Below are 23,340 nucleotides of genomic sequence, written 5' to 3' on the forward strand. Positions count from 1 at the left end.
GGCCCGGTAGCCGTACGGCTACCGGGCCCCTTCAGTGACGCGGCGTCAGGAGGTGAACTCCTGCAGCGACTTCTGCGCCTGGTCGAGCAGTTCCTGACGGCCCGCCAGCTCCGCCTCCAGCTTGGCGGCCTTGGACGCGTTGCCGGCCGCGCGGGCCTTGTCCAGGTCGGCCTGCAGCTTGTCGACGGCGGACTGCAGCAGCGCGGTCATGCCGGTGGCACGGGCCCGGGCCTCCGGGTTGGAGCGCTGCCACTCGGCGTCCTCGGCCTCGCGGACGGCGCGCTCCACCGTGGCCAGCCGGCCGTCCAGCTTCGGGCGGGCGTCGCGCGGGACGTGTCCGATGGCCTCCCAGCGCTCGGCGACCTCGCGCAGCGCGGCCTTGGCGGCCTTCAGGTCGGTGATCGGCAGGATCGCCTCGGCCTCGACCAGCAGCGCCTCCTTGGCCTTCTGGTTCTCGCCCTGCTCGGCGTCGCGCTCGGAGAACGCGGCGGACCGGGCCTGGAAGAAGACGTCCTGGGCGCCGCGGAAGCGGGCCCACAGCTCCTCCTCCGCCTCGCGCTGGGCGCGGCCGGCGGCCTTCCAGCGGGTCATCAGGTCGCGGTAGGCGGCCGCGGTCGGGCCCCAGTCGGTGGACTCGGCGAGCTGCTCGGCCTCGGCGACCAGCTTCTCCTTGACCGTGCGGGCGTTGTCGCGCTCCGAGTCCAGGGCCGCGAAGTGCGCCTTGCGGTGCTTGGAGAACACCGAGCGGGCGTGCGAGAAGCGGTGCCACAGCTCGTCGTCGCTCTTGCGGTCCAGGCGCGGCAGCGCCTTCCAGCTGTCGACCAGGGCGCGCAGCCGGTCGCCGGCCTCCCGCCACTGGTTGGACTCGGCGAGCTGCTCGGCCTCGGCGACCAGCGCCTCCTTGGCGGCGCGGGTCTCCTCCTGGGCCTTCGCCCGGGCGGCCTTGCGCTCGCTCTGCCGGGTCTCGATCTCCCCGGCCAGCGTGTCCAGGCGCTTGGCCAGCGACTCCAGGTCGCCGACCGCGTGCGCCTCGACGACCTGCGTGCGCAGGTGCTCCAACGCGACCTGCGCCTCCTTGGCGGCCAGGTCGGTCTTGCGCACCCGGTGCTCCAGGAGGGCGGTCTCCGCCTCCAGGCCCTGGAACTTGCGCTCGAAGTAGGCGAGGGCCTCCTCGGGAGAGCCGGCCTGCCAGGAGCCGACCTGGCGTTCGCCGTCGGCCGTCCTCACGTAGACGTTCCCCTGCTCGTCGACACGGCCCCACGGGTCGCTGCTCACAGCGCCTCCTCCACATGACGCCACGCCCACGGGCGGGAGCGTCGTCCACAGTTGATGTGCGGCGAACCGATGGAGTCCGCCGTCCCGAGCCGTCGTTGTCGTGCCGAGGGTGACGGCCGACGGTCTGGGCACCCTATACAACAGCAACATAGGCGACCAGCGCCGGTGCTGTCCGCATCCGGCGCCGGTCGATTTTCGCGGCGGGTCAGCCCTTGGCCGCGGTGATGCTCTTCACGTCGACCGGAGTGGCCGGCGGGCCGTCCGTGCCGCCGCCCTTGACGCCGGCCTGGGCGAGCTTCTGGAGCGCGTCCAGGCCGCCGGTGATCTTGCCGAACGGGGTGTAGCTGGGCGGCAGTTGGGTGTCCTTGTAGACCAGGAAGAACTGGCTGCCGTTGGTGTTCGGGCCGGCGTTGGCCATCGCCACGGTGCCCGCCGGGTAGGTCGCGCCGGTCAGGTTCTCGTCGGTGAACTGGTAGCCCGGGCCGCCGGAGCCGGTGCCGGTCGGGTCGCCGCACTGGAGCACGTAGATGCCCTCGGTGGTGAGCCGGTGGCACTTGGTGTTGTCCCAGAACTGCTGGCCGGCCAGGAACACGAAGGAGTTGACGGTGTGCGGGGCCTTCGCCGCGTCCAGCGAGAAGGTCACCTTGCCCGCCGAGGTGTCCAGCGTCGCGGTGTACGGCGCCGCCGTGTCGATCGACATGGCCGGCTCGGCCGCCCACTTCTTGCCCTGCGACGACGGGGCCGGGGCGGCGGACGCCTTCTTGTCGTCCTTCTTGTCCGAGCTGAACACACCGGCCGCGGCCGCACCGACGCCCGCCAGCACCACCAGGGCCGCCACCGAGGCGACCACGGCGTTGCGCTTCTTGCGCTTGGCCGCGGCCGTGGCGCGCGCCTCCATCTGGCGCTTGTACTTCTCGCGGGCGAGCTCCCGCCGACGCTGTTCGCTGCTGACCACCGGGCGTGTCTCCTACTGCGCTGTGGGGAGTCGGACTTGTGACTGTCGGATGCGCATCGTCGCACCTGTCGGCGGCCAAGTGTAGGGACCCCGCGCGTCAGCTCGGGATCAACGCCACATGAGAAAGGCCTGAACGCGCCCGGGAACCGGTTCGCCCGCGGCCCGGTGCCGCCGGTAGGCTGCGGGGGAAAGAAGACCGCCACCGCATGAAACGAAGGACTCGCGTGTTCGTCGCCGGATTCCCCGCCGGGGCCTGGGGCACCAACTGCTACCTGGTCGCACCCGCCGCCGGCGAGGAGTGCGTGATCGTCGATCCCGGCCACGAAGCGGCAAGCGGCGTCGAGGAGTTGATCCGCGAGCACCGGCTCAAGCCGGTCGCGGTCCTGCTCACCCACGGCCACATCGACCACGTCGCCTCGGTGGTCCCGGTCTGCGGCGCCACGGGCGTCCCGGCCTGGATCCACCCCGAGGACCGGTACATGATGGCCGACCCGGAGAAGGCCCTCGGCCGCTCCCTCGGGCAGCAGCTGATGGGCTCCCTCACCGTCGGAGAACCGGACGACGTCCGTGAGTTGACCGACGGCGCCGTGCTCGACCTGGCCGGCCTGCAGCTCACCGTCGACCATGCGCCCGGCCATACCAAGGGGTCGGTGACGTTCAGGACGCCCGCCGCGGAGGCCACCTCCTCAAGTGAGTGGTGCCCGCCGGTGCTGTTCTCGGGCGACCTGCTGTTCGCCGGCTCCATCGGGCGTACCGACCTCCCGGGCGGAGACAGCGGCGCGATCATGCGCTCGCTGGCCCGGGTGTGCCTGCCCCTCGACGACGCGACCGTGGTGCTCTCCGGCCACGGCTCCCAGACCACCATCGGCCGAGAGCGCGCCACCAACCCCTACCTCCAGCAGGCAGCCGGGGCGGTCGGCGCCCCGGCCTTCCCGCGACGAGGAATGTGACGGAAGAGAAGTTGAGCACCTTCACCGCCCCCAAGGGCACCTACGACCTGCTGCCCACGGTGAACTCCGCGGCCTACCTGGCGATCCGCGAGCGGCTGTCCGCGCCGCTGCGCCGCGCCGGGTACGGCTACGTCGAGACCCCCGTGTTCGAGGACGTCAAGCTGTTCTCCCGCGGCGTCGGCGAGTCCACCGACATCGTCACCAAGGAGATGTTCACCCTCGCCAGGCGCCCGGAGAGCAGCGAGGACCTCGCGCTGCGCCCCGAGGGCACCGCCTCGGTGGTCCGGGCCACCCTGGAAGCCAACCTGCACAAGCTCGGCAACCTGCCGGTCAAGCTCTGGTACTCGGGCAACTTCTACCGCTACGAGCGCCCGCAGAAGGGCCGCTACCGGCAGTTCTCGCAGGTCGGCGCGGAGGCGCTCGGCGCCGAGGACCCGGCGCTGGACGCCGAGCTGATCATCCTCGCCGACGACGCCTTCCGCTCGCTCGGCCTGCGCGAGTACCGGCTGCTGCTGAACTCGCTCGGCGACCAGCAGTGCCGCCCGATCTACCGCGCCGCCCTGGTGGAGTTCCTCGCGGGCCTCGACCTGGACGAGGACACCCGCCGCCGGGCCGAGATCAACCCGCTGCGCGTCCTGGACGACAAGCGCGAGGCCGTGCAGGACCAGCTGGTGGACGCGCCCAAGCTGCGCGACTACCTGTGCGAGGACTGCAAGGCGTACGACGAGAAGGTCCGCGAGCTGCTCACCGCCGCCGGGGTCGCGTTCGTCGACGACCCCAAGCTGGTGCGCGGCCTGGACTACTACACCCGCACCACCTTCGAGTTCGTGCACGGCGGCCTCGGCTCGCAGTCCGCGATCGGCGGCGGCGGCCGCTACGACGGCCTGTCCGAGATGCTGGGCGGCCCGGCGCTGCCCTCGGTCGGCTGGGGCCTGGGCGTGGACCGCACCTTCCTCGCGCTGGAGGCCGAGGGCATCGAGCTCGACCTGCCCGTCACCACCGAGGTGTACGCGGTCGCGCTCGGCGAAGAGGCCAAGAACGTGCTGTTCGCGAAGACCGTCGAGCTGCGCCGGGCCGGTGTCGCCACCGACCTCGCGTTCGGCGTCAAGAGCATCAAGAACGCCATGAAGTCCGCGAACAGGTCCGGGGCGCGCTTCGCCCTGATCGCGGGCGACCGGGACCTCGCCGAGGGCGTGGTCCAGCTCAAGGACATGGAGTCCGGCGAGCAGACCCCCGTCTCCCTGGAGGCGCTCGTCACCACCCTGAAGGAGAAGCAGCTGTGATCCGCACGCACGACGCGGGCACGCTCCGACCGGAGCACGCCGGCACCACCGTCACCCTGGCCGGCTGGGTGGCCCGCCGCCGTGACCACGGCGGCGTGGCCTTCATCGACCTGCGGGACGCCTCCGGCACCGTGCAGGTCGTGGTCCGCGACCTGGAGTCGGTGCACGGGCTGCGCTCCGAGTACTGCGTGAAGGTGATCGGCGACGTCCGGGTCCGCCCGGAGGGCAACGAGAACCCGGACATCCCGACCGGCGCCGTCGAGGTCGTCGTCGAGTCCATCGAGGTGCTGTCCGAGGCCGCGCCGCTGCCGTTCCAGGTCGCCGAGTACGAGCCCGGCTCGGTCAACGAGGAGGTGCGGCTCCGCTACCGCTACCTCGACCTGCGCCGCGAGGGCCCGGCCCGCGCGCTGCGGCTGCGCTCGAAGGTCAACCACATCATCCGCACGGTGATGGAGGAGAACGACTACCTCGACATCGAGACGCCGTACCTGACCCGCTCCACCCCCGAGGGCGCCCGCGACTTCCTGGTCCCGGTCCGCCTCCAGCCCGGCCACTGGTACGCGCTGCCGCAGTCCCCGCAGCTGTTCAAGCAGCTGCTGATGGTGGCCGGCATGGAGCGCTACTACCAGATCGCCCGCTGCTTCCGCGACGAGGACTTCCGCGCCGACCGGCAGCCGGAGTTCACCCAGCTGGACATCGAGGCCTCGTTCGTCGACCAGGAGGACATCCTGGCCCTCGGCGAGAAGATCATCGCCGCGATCTGGCGCGAGGTGCACGGGTACGAGATCCCCAACCCGCTGCCGCGGATGACGTACGTCGACGCCATGTCGCGCTACGGCTCCGACAAGCCGGACGTCCGCTTCGGCCAGGAACTCACCGACCTGACCGACTACTTCAAGGGCACCGAGTTCCGGGTCTTCCAGGCCCCGTACGTCGGCGCGGTCGTCATGCCCGGCGGCGCCTCGCAGCCCCGCAAGCAGCTCGACGCCTGGCAGGACTGGGCGAAGGCCCGCGGCGCCCGCGGCCTCGCGTACGTCCTGGTGGACGCCGAGACCGGCGAGCTGCGCGGCCCGGTCGCCAAGAACCTGTCCGAGGAGCACCTGGCCGGCCTGGCCGCCGCCGCCGGCGCCAAGCCCGGCGACGCGGTGTTCTTCGCGGCCGGCAAGAAGACCGCCTCGCAGGAGCTGCTCGGCGCGGCCCGCCTGGAGATCGGCCGCCGCTGCAACCTGATCGACGAGTCCCAGTGGGCCTTCCTCTGGGTCGTGGACTTCCCGATGTTCGAGCCGATCGAGGACGACAAGGGCGAGTTCCAGGGCTGGCACGCGGTGCACCACCCGTTCACCGCGCCCACCGCCGAGTCGCTCGCCACCTTCGACACCGACCCGGGCAGCGCGCTCTCCAACGCGTACGACCTGGTGCTCAACGGCTCGGAGCTGGGCGGCGGTTCGATCCGTATCCACCAGCGCGACGTGCAGAAGCGGGCGTTCGACGCGATCGGCCTGTCCGAGGAGGAGGCGGCCTCGCAGTTCGGCTTCCTGCTGGACGCCTTCAACTACGGCCCCCCGCCGCACGGCGGCATCGCGCTCGGCCTGGACCGCGTGGTCACCCTGCTGGGCGGCTACGACACCATCCGGGACGTCATCGCCTTCCCGAAGACCTCCACCGGCGGCGACCCGCTGACCGGCGCCCCCACCCCGATCACCCCGGCCCAGCGCCGGGAGGCCGGCGTGGACGCCAAGCCGAAGGCCAAGGACGCCGCTAAGGCGGAGGCCGAGCCCACCGCCTGACGCACCGTCGGTAACTGACGGCACATCACAAAGATCACGATTCGTTCCGGCCCCGGTCGGTGCGCGCCCACCAGGAGTAGGCTCGCACCGCCCGGGGCCGGATCACTGCACGACGGGGTGCAGGGCGCAAGAGGGGTCAAGGATGACCGTACGAACCAGAGTTGAACTCCCCACCGACACCGCCGAGACCCGGCGCGTGCACATGGCGGCCTTCCCAGGCCCCGAAGAGGCGGACCTGGTGGACGCGCTGCGCCGCGACCCCGCCTGGCTGCCCGAACTCTCCCTGGTCGCCGTCGACGACCGCGAGGTCGTCATCGGCCACGCCCTTCTCACCCGGTTGAAGATCGGCAGCGGCAAGGGGCTCGCCCTGGCGCCCGTCGCCGTCGCCCCCGAATGGCAGCGCAAGGGCGTCGGCAGCGCCGTCGTCCGGGCCGCGCTGACGGCCGCCGCGGAGGCCGGCGAGCGCGTCGTGGTGGTCCTCGGCGAACCCGGCTACTACGGCCGGTTCGGCTTCGAGCCCGCCTCGGGACACCGCATCAGCGGCCCGTTCGACGTCCCCGACACATACTTCCAGGCACTCGTGCTGCCCGGCGCGGACCGCGCCCCGCACGGCATGTGCCGCTACGCCGCGCCGTTCGACGAGCTCTGACCCGCTCCGTTCGCCAGTGGCCGCCGGCCGACCTGCGTCGACCACCGGCGGCCCGTAGCCTGAGTGATCATCATCAGTGCGGTGGTCGGAAGGTGTGCGAAGTGGCGAACCCCAAGCGTGGCAAGAAGGCCGGCGGCGCCAAGGGCGTCCAGCGGGTTCCCAAGCGGATCTACGAAGCCGAACTGCTCCGGCTCCAGCAGGAACTGGTCAAGATGCAGGAATGGGTGCGCAGCGAAGGCACCCGGATGGTCGTGATCTTCGAAGGCCGGGACGCCGCCGGCAAGGGCGGCGCGATCAAACGCGTCACCGAGTACCTCAACCCCCGCATCGCCCGGATCGTCGCCCTCCCCGCCCCCACCGAACGCCAGCGCGGCCAGTGGTACTTCCAGCGCTACGTCGAACAGCTCCCGGCGGCCGGCGAGATGGTGCTGTTCGACCGCTCCTGGTACAACCGGGCCGGCGTCGAGAAGGTCATGGGCTTCTGCACCGAGGAGGAGTACTGGCAGTTCCTCCACCAGTGCCCCACCTTCGAACGGATGCTCATCGAGGCGGGCATCGTGCTCCGCAAGTACTGGTTCTCGGTCAGCGACATCGAACAGGAACGCCGCTTCCGCGACCGCCTCGACGACCCCATGCGGCAGTGGAAGCTCTCACCCATGGACGTCGAGTCCATCACCCGCTGGGAGGAGTACTCCCGGGCCAAGGACGAGATGTTCGTCCACACCGACATCCCCGAATCCCCGTGGAACGTCGTCGACAGCGACGACAAGCGCCGCGCCCGCCTCAACATGATCGCCCACCTGCTCTCCACCGTCCCGTACCGCGAGGTGGTCCGCCCCGCGGTCACCCTGCCGGCCAGGCCCGAACCGCGCGGCTACCAGCGGCCGCCGCGCGACCTCCAGAAGTACGTCTTCGACCACGCCGCGACGCTGCTCGCGCGGTGACCGCCCCCGGTTGACCGGTGCGGTTCGGCGGGCGTGCGATGGAGGGGATCCCGCAACGGCTGGAGGCACTCCATGTACGTCCGCACCGTCTACGCGACCGGCGACCCGGCCCTGCTGGAGGACAGCCTCGACGCACTGCGCGGCGAATCCGTCGAACTCCTCTCCGGCCAACCCGGCTACCGCGGCTACGGCCTGTTCGCCAACCGCCAACTCGGCACCCTCACCATGGGCTCCTGGTGGGACACCCCCGAGCACGAGGCCGCCAGTGACACCGCACTGGCCGACCGCCGCGACACCCTGCTCGTCCCCTTCGCCGCCACCGTCGCCGTCAACCGCTGGGACGTCGCCGCAGCCGAGCCCGGCCCCGCCGTCGAGAACGGCGGCTTCCGGCTGACCCGCTTCGCGTACGACCCGGCGGCCGTGGACGGGGTCGTGAAGGGTTTCGAGGAGAGCGGCCTGCCGGCGATCAGGGAGATCGACGGGTACGTGGGGGCCGCCATGCTCATCGACCGCGAGCGGTCGGTGGGCGTGGTCGGCACGATCTTCGCCGACCGACAGGCCTTCGCCGCCTCCCGCGCGGCCCAGGCGGCGGTGCGGTCGGCGGCGAGCAAGGCGTCGGGGACGGTGATCTACGGGATGGAGGAGTTCGACGTGGTCCTCCTGCACAGGTCGCAGTAGGGCGGGGCAGCAGGCGGGCGCGAAACCGGGGGCGCCTTCCGCTTCGCGCAGTTCTCCCCCAGCCCTGGCGGGCCGGGAGGCACCCCTACGCGCCCCTGTTCGTGTCCCCCCTCCCGTATAGGCTCTCGTACTGTGGACGAGCCCGACCTTTTCACCCATGCAGCCGAGGAACGTCAGAACGCCGAGCCGGGGCGCGCCCCGCTCGCGGTGCGGATGCGGCCGCGGACGTTGGACGAAGTGGCCGGCCAGCAGCAGCTGTTGAAGGAGGGGTCGCCGCTGCGGCGGCTGGTCGCGGGGGCGAAGGGGCCGGCGGCGACGAGCTCGGTGATCCTGTGGGGGCCGCCGGGGACGGGGAAGACCACGCTGGCGCACGTGATCAGCCAGGCGGTGGAGGGCAGGTTCGTCGAACTCTCGGCGATCACGCACGGGGTGAAGGAAGTCCGCGCGGTGATCGACGGCGCCCGACGGGCGGTCGGGATGACCGGTCGGGAGACGGTGCTGTTCCTGGACGAGATCCACCGGTTCTCCAAGGCGCAGCAGGACTCGTTGCTGCCCGCCGTGGAGAACCGCTGGGTGACGCTGATCGCCGCGACCACCGAGAACCCGTACTTCTCGATCATCTCGCCGCTGCTCTCGCGCTCCCTGCTGCTCACCCTGGAGTCGCTGACCGACGAGGACATCCGCACGCTGCTGCGCCGGGCGACCACGGACGAGCGGGGCCTGGGCGGCAGCGTGGAGCTGAGCGAGGACGCCGAGGACCATCTGGTGCGGCTGGCCGGGGGCGACGCGCGGCGGGCGCTGACCATGCTGGAGGCGGCGGCCGGGGCGGCGCTGGAGCAGGGCGGGGGCGTGCTGACGCTGGCGGCCACCGAGACGGCGGTGAACCGGGCGGCGGTGCGGTACGACCGGGACGGCGACCAGCACTACGACGTGGCGAGTGCGTTGATCAAGTCGATCCGGGGCAGTGACGTGGACGCCACGCTGCACTACCTGGCGCGGATGATCGAGGCGGGGGAGGACCCGCGGTTCATCGCCCGGCGGCTGATGATCTCGGCCAGTGAGGACATCGGCCTGGCCGACCCGACGGCGCTGCCGACGGCCGTCGCGGCCGCGCAGGCCGTCGCGCTGATCGGGTTCCCGGAGGCGCGGATCATCCTGTCGCAGGCGGCGATCGCGCTGGCGCTGGCGCCGAAGTCGAACGCCGCGTACCTGGCGATCGACGCCGCGCTGGCGGACGTCCGGCAGGGGTTGGCGGGCGCGGTGCCGGCGCACCTGCGGGACGCGCACTACGGCGGGGCGAAGAAGCTCGGGCACGGCAAGGGCTACCAGTACCCGCACGACCTGCCGGAGGGCATCGCCGCGCAGCAGTACGCGCCGGACGCGGTGCACGGCAAGGAGTACTACCGGCCGACCCGGCGCGGCGGGGAGGCCCGGTACGCGGACATCGCGGAGTGGACCAGGGCCCGGCTCAAGGGCGAGTGAAACCCGGGCGGTCGCAGCCTGTAGACTGTCCGCAGTGTGTCCCGGGTCCGGGGTTCCGCGAGGAACGACCGGCCGCACCAGCGGGGCAACCAACGGAGGCCTCCCGCGAGGGAGTTCTCCAGGAGCGGCGCGCACCGGTTTTCGGTGTCGCGGGCAGCCCACCACCTTTCCCGGTCGGTGGGCCTCTCGTGTGCAAGCACATAGTGCCCGGTCGCGGAGAGCGGCTGACCATCCGGCGACGGACGGTTTTTCTCCGGGCCGCGAGAAGCGTCCTCCGTCAACACCTGGTGACAGCCGTATCTGAACAGGAAAAGGAAACATGGCGAACCAGAAGCGCCCCAAGGTCAAGATCGCCCGTGCTCTCGGCGTTCCGCTGACCCCGAAGTCCGTCAAGTACTTCGAGGCCCGCCCGTACCCGCCCGGCCAGCACGGCCGTGGCCGCAAGCAGAACTCTGACTACAAGGTCCGTCTGACCGAGAAGCAGCGTCTGCGCGCGCAGTACGACCTCAGCGAGAAGCAGATGGCGCGTGCCTTCGAGGCCGCCAAGAAGGTCGAGGGCAAGACCGGTGAGGCGCTCGTCGCCCTGCTGGAGGTCCGCCTCGACGCCCTGGTCCTGCGTTCGGGCATCGCCCGCACCATCTACCAGGCCCGCCAGATGGTCGTGCACGGTCACATCGAGGTCAACGGCTCGAAGGTCAACAAGCCGTCGTTCCAGATGAAGCCGGGCTACGTCGTCACGGTGAAGGAAAAGTCCAAGGAGAAGGTCCCCTTCCAGGTGGCTCGCGAGGGCGGCAACGCCGGCGAGGGCCAGACCCCGAAGTACCTCGAGGTCAACCTGAAGGCCCTGGCCTTCCGCCTGGACCGCGCGCCGCAGCGCCGCGAGGTTCCGGTTGTCTGCGACGAGCAGCTGGTCGTCGAGTACTACTCGCGCTGACCCGCGAGCGGAACGCCCCCTCGGTCCTCGGACCGCGGGGGCGTTTCCCGTTTTCCGGGCGGTGCCGGGCGTCAGGGGCCGAGGGCGCGGCGGACGGCGGCGTCCAGGTCGAGGCGGGCGCCGAGGCGGAAGGCCTCCTCGTACTGCTGCTCGGTGAGGGCGGCGCGGGCGCGTCGTGCGCAGGCGAGGTGGGGGCCGCGGAAGGTGCGGGAGCCGAAGAACGGGGTGCCGACGGAGGTCCAGAGCCGGTGTGCGGCGCCCTGCAGGACGCGGGCCTCGTACGGGTCGGGGGCGGGGTCCTCGGCGGCTAGCAGGGCCAGCAGGTCGATCGCGAGGACCAGGCCGAGCGGATCGCGCAGCGGGTGGGTGAGCCGGATCGACTCGCGGGCGAAGCCGCGGGCGGCCCGCGGTTCGCCGGACTGGCGGCGGGCCCAGGCCATCGCGTACAGGCCGTAGCCGTGGGCCCACTGCTCGCCGTGCTGTTCGCAGCTGTCGCGGACGCGTTCCGCCCAGGCGGTGCCGCCCGGTTCGTCGCCGAGGAACAGGTGGGCCAGGGCGAGCCCGGCCATGGCCAGCAGGACGTGGGAGTCGAGCTCGCCGAGGGCGGTGTAGTGCCGCAGCGCCTCGCCGAGGAGTTCGGCGGCGCGGGCCGGGTCGTCGCCGATCAGGGCGGCGGATCCCTGGCGGTGGACGGCGTGCGCGAGGGCCCGGGCGTCGCCGGTGTCCAGGGCCTGGCGGCGGCACTCCGCGAGGGCGGGGCGGGCCCGGGCCGGGTCGCCCTGGAGGGTGGCGAGGTGGCCGGTGACCCAGAGGGCCTTGGCACGGGCGTCGGTGGGTTCGGGGGCGCGGGCGAGGGCGCGGTCCAGCCAGTGCCGGCCCTCGCCGAGCCGGCCGGTGCCGAGCCAGAAGTACCAGAGGGTGCCGGCCAGCGAGAGGGCGGGCTGCTCCTCGCCGGGTTCGGCGAGCGAGAACTCCAGGGCGGCGCGCAGGTCGGGGTGGGCGAGCCGGGTGCGTTCGGCGGTCTCGGCCTGCTGGGGGCCGAACCATTCGACCTCGCCCCAGGCAGCGACGGACAGGTACCAGTCGCGGTGGCGGCGCAGCAGCCGCCGGTGGTCGTCGCCGGCCCGCAGCCAGTGGGCGCCGTAGTCGCGCAGGGTTTCGAGCATCCGGAACCGGACGGGTTCGCCGTCGAGGCGCTCCAGCACGGACTTGTCGACCAGCGCGTCGAGCAGTTCGAGGACGTCGTCGAGCTCCAGGCCCCGGCCGCCGCAGACGTATTCGGCGGCGTCCAGGTCGAAGCCGCCGGCGAAGACGGACAGGCGGGCCCAGAGTAAACGTTCCTGCATGGTGCAGAGTTCGTGGCTCCAGCCGATCGCGGTGCGCATCGTCCGGTGCCGGGCCGGGACGGTGCGGCCGCCGCCGGTCAGCAGCCGGAACCGGTCGTCCAGCCGGGCCACCAGCTGCTCCACCGACAGGGCGCGCAGCCGGACGGCCGCCAGCTCCAGGGCCAGCGGGAGGCCGTCCAGGCGGCGGCAGAGCAGCGCCACCTCGGCGCGGTCGGCGAGGTCCAGCCGGAAGCCCGGCCGGACGGCGGCGGCCCGGTCGGCGAACAGCAGCATCGCCTCCGAGTCGGCCCGGCCCGGCGGCGGCTCGACCGGCAGTGGGGCGAGCGGCAGCAGGTGCTCGCCGGCCGCCCGCAGCGACTGCCGGGAGGTGGCCAGCACCCGCAGGCCCGGCGCGGCCCGCAGCAGCTCGTCGACCAGCGCGGCGCAGGCCTCGACCAGGTGCTCGCAGCCGTCCAGCACCAGCAGCAGGCGGCGGTCGGCGAGCGGACGGGCGCCGAGGTCGCCCTGGCCCAGCGCGGCCAGCACGGCGGGGCCGAGCAGCAGTGGGTCCCGCACCGGACCGAGCTCGGCGAGGCGCGCGCCGTCCGGGAAGCCGGCGGCCAGCCGGGCGGCGGCCCGCAGCGCCAGCCGGGACTTGCCGACCCCGCCCGGGCCGGTCACGGTGACCAGCCGGGAACGGCCCAGCAGCCCTGCCAGGGCGTCGAGTTCGGCGGCCCGGCCGATGAAGCGGGTGAGTTCGGCGGGCAGCCGACCCGGCCCGCTCGACGCTGCCGCCATGCTCTCCACGAGACGCCCCCGTCGCTAGTGCCTGCCCGGCCGATCCTGCCGGACGCGCGACCGACAGGATCGACCGGACCGGCCCTGGAACCCGTCCGACCCGCCGGCCCGTACTCCGCGAGTCACCTCCCCCAACGAGGCGACCGGGCGGTAGGTTACGCGCGGTGTTCGCACATCCGACCGGTTCGGACTCGGGCGTACCTGCCGATATCCGGTCGGGGAGCGGTCGGCAGTCACGGTAGGGTTCAGGCCTGGGATTGCACCCCGGAATTGCACGAGTGTGACTGGGACAGGCGAGGGAGCGCGCGAAGGTGTCCGTGGGAGAGCTGGCCGGTCTGCTGGTCGCCGTCTTCTGGGCGGTCCTGGTCACCCTGCTCGCCGTGGTCCTGGTCCGGCTGTCCAAGGTGCTGCGCGAGGCCACCGTCCTCGTCTCCGCCGTCACCGAGCAGGCCGTGCCGCTGCTGCAGGACGCGAACGCCGCCGTCCGCAGCGCGCACGAGCAGCTGGAGCGGGTCGACGAGATCACCGCCAACGTCCAGGACGCCGCGGCCGACGCCAAGGCGCTGTCCTCCACGGTGGCCGCCACCGTCGGCGGGCCGCTGGTGAAGCTGGCCGCGTTCAGCTACGGCGTGCGCCGGGCCGTGAACCGCCAGCAGGCCGGGCTCGCGGTGCCGCAGCAGAGCGGCGAGCGCGAGGAGCTGGCCCGGCTGGTCCGGGCCGAGGTACGGGCCGCGACCGCGCCGCGCGGCGGGCTGCTGTCCCGCGTGCGCCGGGCCGTGAAGGGCTGACGGCGATGGTGCGCAGAATCTTCTGGATGGCGGTCGGCGCGGGCGCGACCGTCTGGGCCATGAACAAGGCCAACGAGGCGGTGCACCGCCTCACGCCCGACTCGCTGTCCGGCACCGCCGCCCGCGGCGCGCTCCAACTCGGCGACGCCGCCCGGCAGTTCGCCCGCGACGTGAAGACCGGCATGGCCGAGCGCGAGCAGCAGCTGCGCGCCGACCTCGGCCTGGACGGCACCGCGGTCGTCGAACCGCCCCGCCGTCGCACGCTCAGCGGCGCGGCCGGCTCCGGCGGGGACCGAGCTATCTCGGCGGCCCCGGGTTCCCCGGCCGCCGCCCTGCCCACGTCTCGCGGCACGCGCCGTACCACCCCCCAAATCGTTGCCAAGCCCCGTCAGCGCGAGCTGCCGGGCCGCACGACCGATCGGAAGGACCCCCACTGATGGAGTCGGCAGAGATCCGCCGCCGCTGGCTGCGCTTCTTCGAGGAGCGCGGCCACACCGTCGTACCGTCGGCCTCGCTGGTCGCCGACGACCCCACCCTGCTGCTGGTCAACGCCGGCATGGTGCCCTTCAAGCCGTACTTCCTCGGCGAGGTCAAGCCGCAGTTCTCGCGCGCCACCAGCGTGCAGAAGTGCGTCCGCACCCTGGACATCGAGGAGGTCGGGAAGACCACCCGGCACGGCTCGTTCTTCCAGATGTGCGGCAACTTCTCGTTCGGCGACTACTTCAAGGAAGGCGCCATCAAGTTCGCCTGGGAGCTGCTCACCGGCTCCGTCGCGGACGGCGGCTACGGCCTGGACCCCGAGAAGCTCTGGATCACCGTCTACAAGGACGACGACGAGGCCGAGCAGATCTGGCGGGACGTCATCGGCGTGCCGTCCGAGCGGATCCAGCGGCTGGGCATGAAGGACAACTTCTGGTCGATGGGCGTCCCCGGCCCGTGCGGCCCGTGCTCGGAGATCAACTACGACCGCGGCCCCGCGTACGGCGAGGAGGGCGGCCCGGCGGTCAACGGCGAGCGCTACCTGGAGATCTGGAACCTGGTCTTCATGCAGTACGAGCGCGGCCACGGCGACGGCAAGGACGGGTTCGAGATCCTCGGCGACCTGCCGAGCAAGAACATCGACACCGGCCTCGGCCTGGAGCGCCTCGCCGCCGTCCTGCAGGGCGTCGACAACCTGTTCGAGATCGACACCAGCCGGATGATCCTCGACCGCGCCGCCGAGCTCACCGGCCACACCTACGGCGCCGACCACAAGTCGGACGTCTCGCTGCGCGTGGTCACCGACCACTTCCGCACCGCGCTGATGCTGGTCGGCGACGGCGTCACCCCCGGCAACGAGGGCCGCGGCTACGTGCTGCGCCGCATCCTGCGCCGGGCGATCCGCAACATGCGCCTGCTGGGCGCCACCGGGCAGGTCGCCAAGGACCTGATCGACATCTCGATCAAGGCGATGGCCCCGCAGTACCCGGAGCTGGAGACCGACCGCAAGCGCATCGAGACGGTCGTGGTCGCCGAGGAGAACGCCTTCCTGCAGACCCTGCGCTCCGGCACCAACCTGCTGGACGCCGCGGTCACCGAGACCAAGGCCGGCGGCGGCGTGGTGCTCTCCGGCGAGCAGGCGTTTAAGCTCCACGACACCTACGGCTTCCCGATCGACCTCACCCTGGAGATGGCCGAGGAGCAGGGCCTCCAGGTCGACGAGGCCGGCTTCCGCCGCCTGATGCAGGAGCAGCGGGACCGCGCCAAGGCCGACGCCAAGGCGAAGAAGATGGGCCACGCCGACGTCGCCGCGTACCGCGAGGTCGCCGACAGCGCCGGCGCGTCCGTCTTCACCGGCTACCACCACACCGAGGGCGAGGCCACCGTGGTCGGCCTGCTGGTGGACGGCGTCCCCGCGCCGGCCGCGAGCGAGGGCGACGAGGTCGAGCTGATCCTCGACCGCACCCCGTTCTACGCCGAGGGCGGCGGCCAGCTCGCCGACCACGGCCGGATCCGGCTGGACTCCGGCGCGGTCGTCGAGATCCGCGACGTGCAGCAGCCGGTGCCGGGCGTCATCGTCCACTCCGGCGGGGTGCTGTTCGGCGAGGTGGTGCTCGGCGCGTCCGCGTACGCCACCATCGACACCGAGCGCCGCCGGGCCATCGCCCGCGCCCACTCGGCGACCCACCTGACCCACCAGGCGCTGCGCGACGCGCTCGGCCCGACGGCCGCCCAGGCCGGCTCCGAGAACGCGCCGGGCCGCTTCCGCTTCGACTTCGGCTCGCCCGCCGCCGTGCCCGGCAGCGTGCTGGTCGACGTCGAGCAGAAGATCAACGACGTGCTGACCCGTGAACTCGACGTCACCGCCGAGGTCATGACGATGGACGAGGCCCGCAAGCAGGGCGCCATCGCGATGTTCGGCGAGAAGTACGGCGACGCGGTGCGCGTGGTCACCATCGGCGACTTCTCCAAGGAGCTGTGCGGCGGCACCCACGTCGGCAACACCGCCCAGCTGGGTCTGGTGAAGCTGCTCGGGGAGTCCTCGATCGGCTCCGGCGTGCGCCGCGTGGAGGCGCTGGTCGGCGTCGACGCGTACAAGTTCCTGGCCCGCGAGCACACCGTGGTCTCCCAGCTCACCGAGCTGGTCAAGGGCCGCCCGGAGGAGCTGCCGGAGAAGATCTCCGGCATGCTCACCAAGCTCAAGGACGCCGAGAAGGAGATCGAGAAGTTCCGCGCCGAGAAGGTGCTGCAGGCCGCCGCGGGCCTCGCCGAGGGCGCGGAGGACGTCCGGGGCGTGGCCCTGGTCGCCGCCCGGGTCGGTGACGGCATCGGCGCGGACGAGCTGCGCAAGCTGGTGCTGGACGTCCGCGGCCGGCTCGGCAACCGCCCGTCCGTGGTCGCCGCGTTCACCGTCGCCAACGACCGCCCGCTGACCGTCATCACCACCAGCGAGGACGCCCGCGCCCGCGGCATCAAGGCCGGCGAGCTGGTCCGCGCCGCGGCGAAGGCGCTCGGCGGCGGCGGTGGCGGCAAGGACGACATGGCGCAGGGCGGCGGCAGCAACCCGGCCGCCGTCGGCGAGGCGATCGAGGCCGTCCGGGCACTGGTGGCCGAGCGCGCGTGAGCGAGGAGCACAACATCGAGGAGAAGGTCTTCCGGCGCGGCCGGCGGATCGCCGTGGACGTCGGCGACGCCCGGATCGGGGTCGCGGTCTGCGACCCCGACGGGCTGATCGCCACGCCCGTGGAGACCGTCCCCGCCGGGGGCCGCTCGCAGGCCAGGCTCAAGGCGATCGTCGAGGAGTACGACGCGATCGAGATGGTGGTCGGCCTCCCGCGCTCGCTGAGCGGCAAGGAGGGCCCGGCCGCCGCCAAGGTCCGCGACTACGCGGGTCGGCTGGCCGCGCTGGTCGCCCCGGTCGGCGTGCGGCTGGTGGACGAGCGGATGACCACCGTCACCGCCGCCGCCGGGCTGCGCGCCTCCGGCCGGTCCTCGAAGAAGGGCCGCTCGGTGATCGACCAGGCCGCGGCCGTGGTCATCCTCCAGGCCGCGCTTGAGACCGAACGGGTGAGCGGCCGCGCACCCGGTGAGAGTGTCGAGCCGGTGGTCTGACCGGTCAGGTCTAGGTTCCGATCGGGGCCCGTGCGGACGCGCGTCCGCACGGGCCCCGATCGCATGCCCGCCGCCGGAGGCCCCGCCGTGACCGACCCGTACACCGCACCCGGACTGACGCCCGGTCACCTCGGCGCCCCCGTGCTCGAACCCGAGGGCGCCCCGCCCGGGCTGCCGTACGGCGTCGAACCGCCCGACCCGGGACGGCTGCGCACCGGTGCGGCCTGCTGCCTCAGCGTGGCCGGCCTGCTCGGCGTGGCGATGGCCGCCGCCGTCGCGCTGTTCCTGGTCTGGCCCGAAGGCAAGAAGCCCGCCGCCGACTACGTGGGCAGCGGCACCGGCCGGGTGCAGGTGTCGGTGGCCCAGGGCGCCAGCATCACCCAGATCGGCAGGACCCTGACGGCCAAACACGTGATCGCCTCCACCCGGGCGTTCACCGAGGCGGCCGCCAAGAGCCCGGCCGGCAACCGGATCCACCCCGGCACGTACACCCTCAGGGAGAGGATGTCGGCGGCCGCCGCGCTCAACGTGCTGCTCGACCCCGCCAACGCCAACGCCCTGACCATCCCCGAGGGCTGGCGCACCACCAAGGTCTACGCCGCCATCGACACCCGGCTCGGCCTGCCCGCCGGCACCACCAAGGCCGCCGCCGAGGAGCACCTCGCCGACCTCGGCCTGCCCCCCGACGCGACCGGCCACCCCGAGGGCTACCTGTTCCCGGCGACCTACCCCATCACCGGCGAGAGCACCCCGCTCAGCCTGCTCCAGGAGATGGTGAAGGAGGCCACCGGACGGCTCGACGGCTCCGCCGTCAACGAGGCCGCCGCCAACAACAACGTCACGCCCTACGGCCTGCTCGTCATCGCCAGCCTCGCCCAGGCCGAGGCCGACAACCCCGAGGACATGGCCAAGGTCGCCCGGGTCGTCTACAACCGGCTCGCCAAGAACATGCCGCTGCAGCTCGACTCCACCATCAACTACGCGCTCGGCCGGTCCACCCTCACCACCACCGTGACCGACACCAAGCTCGACTCCCCGTTCAACACCTACGCCCACCCCGGCCTGCCGCCCACCCCCATCGGCAACCCCGGCCGGGACGCGCTGCGCGCCGCCATCCACCCCGCCGACGGTGACTGGCTGTACTTCGTGACCGTCCAACCCGGTGACACCCGGTTCACCGACAGTTCCGACCAACAACGGAAGAACGTCGACGAGTTCAACGCACACCGTGCACAGAACCCGTCCCCGAGCGCCGCCGGCTCCTCACCGGACGTCCCCTGAACAACAGGCAGTGACGCCCGGTGGCTACGCTGCGGTACGGTAACGTCTCCCAGCAGAGGCGGCACTAGCACGCCGGTTCGACGGACACCCTGGACGCGGTAAGGGGATCGATGACTGATCAGAGCGGGCGCTACGGTGCCCAGGGCGACCAGGCGTGGTTCCCCGGCGAGCAGCAGCAGCCCCCGCAGTACGGTCAGCAGGACCTCGGCCAGCAGTACCCGCAGGGGTACGTGCAGCAGCAGGGGGTGCCGCCGCAGGGCCAGGGCATGGTGCCGCCGCAGGGGATGCCCCAGCAGCAGATGCCGCAACAGGGCATGCCGCAGCAAGGGATGCCGCAGCAGGGCTTTCCGCCCCAGCAGCAGATGCCGATGGGCGGCCAGGGCTACCCGCAGCAGCAGTTCGGCCAGCAGCCGCAGGCTTACCCGCAGCAGCAGGCCGGACAGCCGCAGGCGATGCCCCCGCAGGGCATGACGCAGGGTGGCCAACAGCCGTTCGCGCAGCAGCAGTTCGGCCAGCAGCAGGGCTTCCCGCCCGGGCCGGCGGCGACGCAGCAGCAGATGCCGATGGGCGGCCAGGGCTACCCGCAGCAGCGCGGCGCGAGCCTGGGCGGTCAGCAGCAGTTCGTCCAGCAGGGGATGGCGCAGCCGATACCGCAGGGCATGCCGCAGCAGGCGATGCCTCAGCAGGGCATGGCGCAGCAGGGTGTGCCGCAGCCGGTGCAGCCCCAGGCGGCGGGGCCGCAGGCCCGGCGGGCCGAGCCGGTCGGCGGGCCCGGTCCGGACGGGATCGACTGGGAGGCGGAGGCGGCTGCGCTCGACAACCCGGCGGCGGTGCCCGCCCCGGCCGAGCCGGACCGGTACGACGAGCACGCCGACGAGTCCGAGCAGTGGGCCGAGGACGAGTACGCCGAGGAGGAGCGCGGCTCGTTCCTCTCCGAGCAGGACAACTCCCGCGAGGCCGAACGCAAGCGCAAGGAGAAGGGCAAGAAGTCGGGCCGCCGCAACAGCGGCGCCTGCCTGGTGGTCGCCCTGGTCCTGCTCGGCGCGACCGGCGGCGCCGGCTGGTGGGGCTACGGCCAGTACCAGCAGCGCTTCGGCCCGCCGCCGGACTTCAAGGGCGAGGGCACCGGCTCGGTCAACATCACCGTCGCCTCCGGCGCGGTCGGCGGCGACATCGCGAAGGTGCTGAGGGACGCCGGCGTGGTGAAGAGCATCAAGGCGTTCACCATCGCGTACGACAAGAACCCGAAGGCTCGCGGCATCCAGCCCGGCATCTACACCATGAAGCACGAGATGTCCGGCGCGGCGGCCGTCCAGGAGCTGGTGGAGTCCAACGGCGGCAACGTGCTGATCCTCCCGGAGGGCATGAAGGCCGTCGACATCTACACCAAGATCGACGAGAAGCTGAAGCTGGACAAGGGTGCCACCGCGAAGGTCGCCAAGGACCAGGCCGGGAACCTCGGCCTGCCCGCGTACGCCAACAACAACCCCGAGGGCTTCCTCTACCCGGCCCGGTACTCCGTCACCGACGGCATGAAGCCCGAGGACCTGCTCAAGCAGATGGTGACCAACGCCGTCCAGCGCTACAACGAGCTCAAGCTGGACGAGGCGGCGCAGAAGGCCGGTCTGAAGAACGCCTACGAGGTGATCACCGAGGCGTCGATCCTGCAGGCCGAGGGCAACAACTCGGTGGACTTCGGCAAGATGGCGCGGGCCATGTCCAACCGCCTGACCACCAATGTCACCGGGCACAAGCTCGGCCTGGACACCACGCTGCAGTACCAGTTGGGCCGCAAGGAGTTGACCTACCAGGAGATCAACGACCGCTCGCTGAGGTACAACACGAACATGAACCCCGGCCTGCCGCCCACTCCGATCTCCAACCCGGGCGAGGACGCGATCAAGGCGGTCCTCGACCCGACTCCGGGTGACTGGGTGTACTGGCTGGCGGTCTCGCCGTCGGAGACCAAGTTCGCCGTCACCGACAAGGAGCACGCGAAGAACACCGAGGACTGGTGCATCGCGAAGGGCAAGCAGTACGACGCGAAGCAGGTCGTCTGCAAGTGAGCCGCGGGTGCGGCCGGTCAGTACGACTGGCCGCACCGTCGTGTCGGTGCTACCGGCACCCGCCGCCGTTGAAGTACGTGTCGACGGCGACGCTCTCGCCGTTGCAGTAGGTCATGGCGCGCTGCGCCGCCTCGCTCCGGTTGCCCACTCCCAGTGTCCGAATCGCTCGGCTGGCGCGTCCGGGAGCAGGGATGTCCGGTGGGCGGAACGGCTTTGCGGGGCAGCCGGGGGTAGCGAGTACCGTGACCCGGATGGAGACCTTGCAGACCCCGGACCCGGCCTTTCTCGAAGCCGCCCACGTGGACGTGGTGCGGGGCGGCCGGTACCTGCTGAAAGACGTGTCGTTGACCGTCCGGGCCGGCGAGCACTGGGCGGTGCTCGGGGCGAACGGGGCGGGCAAGAGCACGTTGCTGTCGTTGCTGGGGGCGGTCGAGCACCCCACTGCGGGGGCGGTGCGGGTGTTGGGGCGGCAGCTCGGCAAGGTCGATGTGCGGGAGTTGCGGGCGCATCTCGGGCACGTGAATCCGCGGCACCCGCTGCGTTCGCCGCTGACGGTGCGTCAGGTGGTGCTGACCGGGACCACGCAGTCCATCGAGCCGGATCCGTTCCGCAAGCCCACGGCCGAACAGCTCGACCACGCCGAGGAGTTGATCCACACGCTGGGCGTCGCGCACCGCGCGGACAGTGCCTGGACGACGCTGTCCCAGGGCGAGCGCGGCCGGGTGCTGATCGCCCGCGCGCTGATGCCCGAACCCCGGCTGCTGCTGCTCGACGAGCCCGCCACCGGTCTCGACCTGACGGCGCGCGAGCAGCTGCTGGAGAGCCTGGACGGGCTGCGCCGTCGGTTCCCCGAGGTCGCCTCGGTGCTGGTCACCCACCATCTGGAGGAGCTGCCGGAGACCACCAGCCACGCGCTGCTGCTGCGCGACGGCGTGGTCACCGCGGCCGGCCCCGCCGCCGAGGTGCTCACCACCGAGCTGGTGTCCGACTGCTTCCGCCACCCGATCCGGATCGGTCACAGCGAGGGCCGCTGGACGGCCCGCACCCGCCGGGACACTCCGTGACCGTCGGGGCCTGGACGCTGCGTCCCGCCACCGGCGCCGACCTGGAGCCGCTGGTCGAGCTGCGGGCGGCGGCGATGCGCCCCGACCTGGAGCGCCTCGGCCGGTACGACGAGCACCGGGTCCGGCAGCGGATGCGCGACGGGTACCGCCCGGCGCACACCTCGGTGCTGGAGGTGCCCGGCTCCCCGCCGCCGGCCGGCTGCCTGACGCTCCGCCCGGACGAGCACCGGCCCGGCGCCCTGGTGCTGGAGCACTTCTACCTCGCCCCGGCGCTGCACGGCCGCGGTCTCGGCACCGCCGTGCTGCGTGCCGCGCTGGACGACGCCGACGCCGCCGGACTGACCGTCCGGCTGACCGTGCTGCAGGGCAGCCCCGCCCGCCGCCTGTACGAACGGCACGGCTTCGCCTTCGCGTCCGAGGACCCGATCGACGTCCACCTGCACCGAACTCCCCGAAGGATCGTGTCGTGACCAACCCGCACCGGGCCGCCGTCCTCGGCTCGCCGATCGCCCACTCGCTCTCGCCCGCCCTGCACCGGGCCGGCTATGCCGCGCTCGGGATGGACGGGTGGCGCTACGACCGGTACGAGATCGACGAGGCCGGTCTGGAGGCGTTCGTCACCGGGCTGGACGCCGACTGGGCGGGCCTGTCGCTGACCATGCCGCTGAAGCGGGCGATCCTGCCGCTGCTGGACACCGTCAGCGACACCGCGCGCTCCGTGGACGCCGTCAACACCGTGGTGTTCGGCCCGGACGGGCGGCGGCACGGTGACAACACCGACGTCCCCGGACTGGTCAACGCGCTGCGCGAGCGCGGCGTCGGTCGGGTCGGGTCGGCGGCGGTGCTGGGCGCCGGGGCCACTGCCTCGTCCGCGCTGGCCGCGCTCGGCCAGATCTGCGACGGCGAGGTCACGGTGTACGTGCGCAGTGCCGAACGGGCCGCCGAAATGCGGGAGTTGGGGGAGAAGCTCGGGGTGGCGGTGCGTACCGCCGACTGGGCGGACGCGGCGCGGGCGCTGGCCGGTCCGCTGACCGTCTCCACCACGCCGGTCGGCGCCACCGACGGCTTCGCCGCGCAGCTGACGGGTGCCCCCGGGGTGCTGTTCGACGTGCTGTACCACCCGTGGCCGACCGCGCTGGCCGCGGCCTGCCTGGAGCGCGGCGGCACGGTGCTGGGCGGGCTGGACCTGCTGGTGCACCAGGCGGTGCTCCAGTTCGAGCGGTTCACCGGCGTCGAGCACGGCCCGCTGGCGGCGATGCGGGCGGCCGGCGAGGCGGCGCTGGCGTCCTCGTCCTGAGACGGCGCCCGCGCCCCGGGCCGTCGCGGGCACCGCTGAACTGCGGCTTCGCCGGTCCGTTCGGGCGTCGGCGGCGGACGCTCACTGTCCGCCACGCGGACCGTGCCTCCGACCGCCCTCCGGACGTGAAAGGATCGGTGCTTGCCCCGCCGCGTTCCGCGGCCGGGCAGGACGAGACGCCGGACCGGTCGCC

20 protein-coding genes are annotated in these 23,340 nt (G+C 72.4%); 17 read left to right on the plus strand and 3 right to left on the minus strand.

Features of this window, described 5'->3' with window-relative positions; translation table 11 throughout:
• Window positions 1–45: 45 nt before the first annotated feature.
• Together ACI1MP_RS30575 and ACI1MP_RS30580 are read right to left on the minus strand one after the other, a co-directional pair.
• The gene (locus tag ACI1MP_RS30575) at window positions 46–1,275 is read right to left on the minus strand and encodes a DUF349 domain-containing protein (protein WP_404869970.1); all 1,230 of its coding nucleotides are present in this window, start codon (window positions 1,273–1,275) and stop codon (window positions 46–48) included.
• 205 nt (window positions 1,276–1,480) lie between these two features.
• Complete coding sequence (locus ACI1MP_RS30580) at window positions 1,481–2,230, minus strand: peptidylprolyl isomerase (protein WP_380338777.1); 750 nt, start codon at window positions 2,228–2,230, stop codon at window positions 1,481–1,483.
• A gap of 224 nt (window positions 2,231–2,454) precedes the next feature.
• On the opposite strand from ACI1MP_RS30580, the gene ACI1MP_RS30585 reads away from it, so the two are divergent.
• The 8 genes from ACI1MP_RS30585 (at window position 2,455) to rpsD (ending at window position 10,937) form a co-directional block, all read left to right on the plus strand.
• Window positions 2,455–3,180, plus strand: coding sequence for an MBL fold metallo-hydrolase (locus ACI1MP_RS30585; protein WP_380338774.1), 726 nt, complete (start codon window positions 2,455–2,457; stop codon window positions 3,178–3,180).
• Between the two features lie 11 nt (window positions 3,181–3,191).
• On the plus strand, window positions 3,192–4,463 hold the full coding sequence (hisS, locus tag ACI1MP_RS30590; protein ID WP_380338772.1) for a histidine--tRNA ligase: 1,272 nt from the start codon (window positions 3,192–3,194) through the stop codon (window positions 4,461–4,463).
• Window positions 4,460–6,250: an aspartate--tRNA ligase gene (aspS, locus tag ACI1MP_RS30595; protein WP_043908554.1), complete on the plus strand. Its 1,791-nt coding sequence runs from the start codon at window positions 4,460–4,462 to the stop codon at window positions 6,248–6,250. The genes hisS and aspS overlap by 4 nt, the downstream gene beginning before the upstream one ends.
• A gap of 142 nt (window positions 6,251–6,392) precedes the next feature.
• A complete protein-coding gene (locus ACI1MP_RS30600) occupies window positions 6,393–6,899 on the plus strand; it encodes a GNAT family N-acetyltransferase (RefSeq protein WP_380338767.1) in 507 nt (168 codons plus the stop codon).
• Window positions 6,900–7,066: 167 nt separating this feature from the next.
• Window positions 7,067–7,843: a polyphosphate kinase 2 gene (gene ppk2, locus ACI1MP_RS30605; protein WP_380338791.1), complete on the plus strand. Its 777-nt coding sequence runs from the start codon at window positions 7,067–7,069 to the stop codon at window positions 7,841–7,843.
• A 72-nt stretch (window positions 7,844–7,915) separates the two neighbouring features.
• Entirely contained in the window at window positions 7,916–8,521 is a 606-nt protein-coding gene (locus tag ACI1MP_RS30610; RefSeq protein WP_189272870.1) for a hypothetical protein, read from the plus strand.
• A 132-nt stretch (window positions 8,522–8,653) separates the two neighbouring features.
• On the plus strand, window positions 8,654–10,003 hold the full coding sequence (locus ACI1MP_RS30615; RefSeq protein WP_387998517.1) for a replication-associated recombination protein A: 1,350 nt from the start codon (window positions 8,654–8,656) through the stop codon (window positions 10,001–10,003).
• 319 nt (window positions 10,004–10,322) lie between these two features.
• On the plus strand, window positions 10,323–10,937 hold the full coding sequence (rpsD, locus tag ACI1MP_RS30620) for a 30S ribosomal protein S4 (protein ID WP_035860039.1): 615 nt from the start codon (window positions 10,323–10,325) through the stop codon (window positions 10,935–10,937).
• 71 nt (window positions 10,938–11,008) lie between these two features.
• On the opposite strand, the gene ACI1MP_RS30625 is transcribed toward rpsD, so the two are convergent.
• Window positions 11,009–13,060: an ATP-binding protein gene (locus ACI1MP_RS30625; RefSeq protein ID WP_404869972.1), complete on the minus strand. Its 2,052-nt coding sequence runs from the start codon at window positions 13,058–13,060 to the stop codon at window positions 11,009–11,011.
• Window positions 13,061–13,371: 311 nt separating this feature from the next.
• On the opposite strand from ACI1MP_RS30625, the gene ACI1MP_RS30630 reads away from it, so the two are divergent.
• From ACI1MP_RS30630 to ACI1MP_RS30670, 9 genes are all read left to right on the plus strand, one after another.
• Complete coding sequence (locus ACI1MP_RS30630) at window positions 13,372–13,848, plus strand: DUF948 domain-containing protein (protein ID WP_100585086.1); 477 nt, start codon at window positions 13,372–13,374, stop codon at window positions 13,846–13,848.
• 5 nt (window positions 13,849–13,853) lie between these two features.
• A complete protein-coding gene (locus ACI1MP_RS30635; protein WP_100585087.1) occupies window positions 13,854–14,285 on the plus strand; it encodes a DUF6167 family protein in 432 nt (143 codons plus the stop codon).
• The gene (gene alaS / locus ACI1MP_RS30640) at window positions 14,285–16,951 is read left to right on the plus strand and encodes an alanine--tRNA ligase (protein WP_404869973.1); all 2,667 of its coding nucleotides are present in this window, start codon (window positions 14,285–14,287) and stop codon (window positions 16,949–16,951) included. The genes ACI1MP_RS30635 and alaS overlap by 1 nt, the downstream gene beginning before the upstream one ends.
• Window positions 16,948–17,439 carry a Holliday junction resolvase RuvX gene (ruvX, locus tag ACI1MP_RS30645; protein ID WP_229847633.1) on the plus strand — a complete coding sequence of 164 codons (492 nt, stop codon included), beginning with the start codon at window positions 16,948–16,950 and terminating at the stop codon, window positions 17,437–17,439. Before alaS ends, ruvX begins: the two co-directional genes overlap by 4 nt.
• 87 nt (window positions 17,440–17,526) lie before the next feature.
• Window positions 17,527–18,720: an endolytic transglycosylase MltG gene (gene mltG / locus ACI1MP_RS30650; RefSeq protein ID WP_380338754.1), complete on the plus strand. Its 1,194-nt coding sequence runs from the start codon at window positions 17,527–17,529 to the stop codon at window positions 18,718–18,720.
• A gap of 110 nt (window positions 18,721–18,830) precedes the next feature.
• On the plus strand, window positions 18,831–20,786 hold the full coding sequence (gene mltG / locus ACI1MP_RS30655; RefSeq protein WP_380338751.1) for an endolytic transglycosylase MltG: 1,956 nt from the start codon (window positions 18,831–18,833) through the stop codon (window positions 20,784–20,786).
• Between the two features lie 251 nt (window positions 20,787–21,037).
• On the plus strand, window positions 21,038–21,850 hold the full coding sequence (locus ACI1MP_RS30660) for an ABC transporter ATP-binding protein (RefSeq protein ID WP_380338748.1): 813 nt from the start codon (window positions 21,038–21,040) through the stop codon (window positions 21,848–21,850).
• Window positions 21,847–22,320 (plus strand): GNAT family N-acetyltransferase, encoded by a 474-nt coding sequence (locus ACI1MP_RS30665; protein WP_404869974.1) that lies wholly within the window; start codon window positions 21,847–21,849, stop codon window positions 22,318–22,320. Before ACI1MP_RS30660 ends, ACI1MP_RS30665 begins: the two co-directional genes overlap by 4 nt.
• Entirely contained in the window at window positions 22,317–23,147 is an 831-nt protein-coding gene (locus ACI1MP_RS30670; protein ID WP_100585092.1) for a shikimate dehydrogenase, read from the plus strand. The genes ACI1MP_RS30665 and ACI1MP_RS30670 overlap by 4 nt, the downstream gene beginning before the upstream one ends.
• The last annotated feature ends 193 nt before the right edge of the window (window positions 23,148–23,340 follow it).

The organism is Kitasatospora griseola, from assembly GCF_044999035.1.
In the GTDB taxonomy this organism is placed as follows: domain Bacteria; phylum Actinomycetota; class Actinomycetes; order Streptomycetales; family Streptomycetaceae; genus Kitasatospora; species Kitasatospora griseola.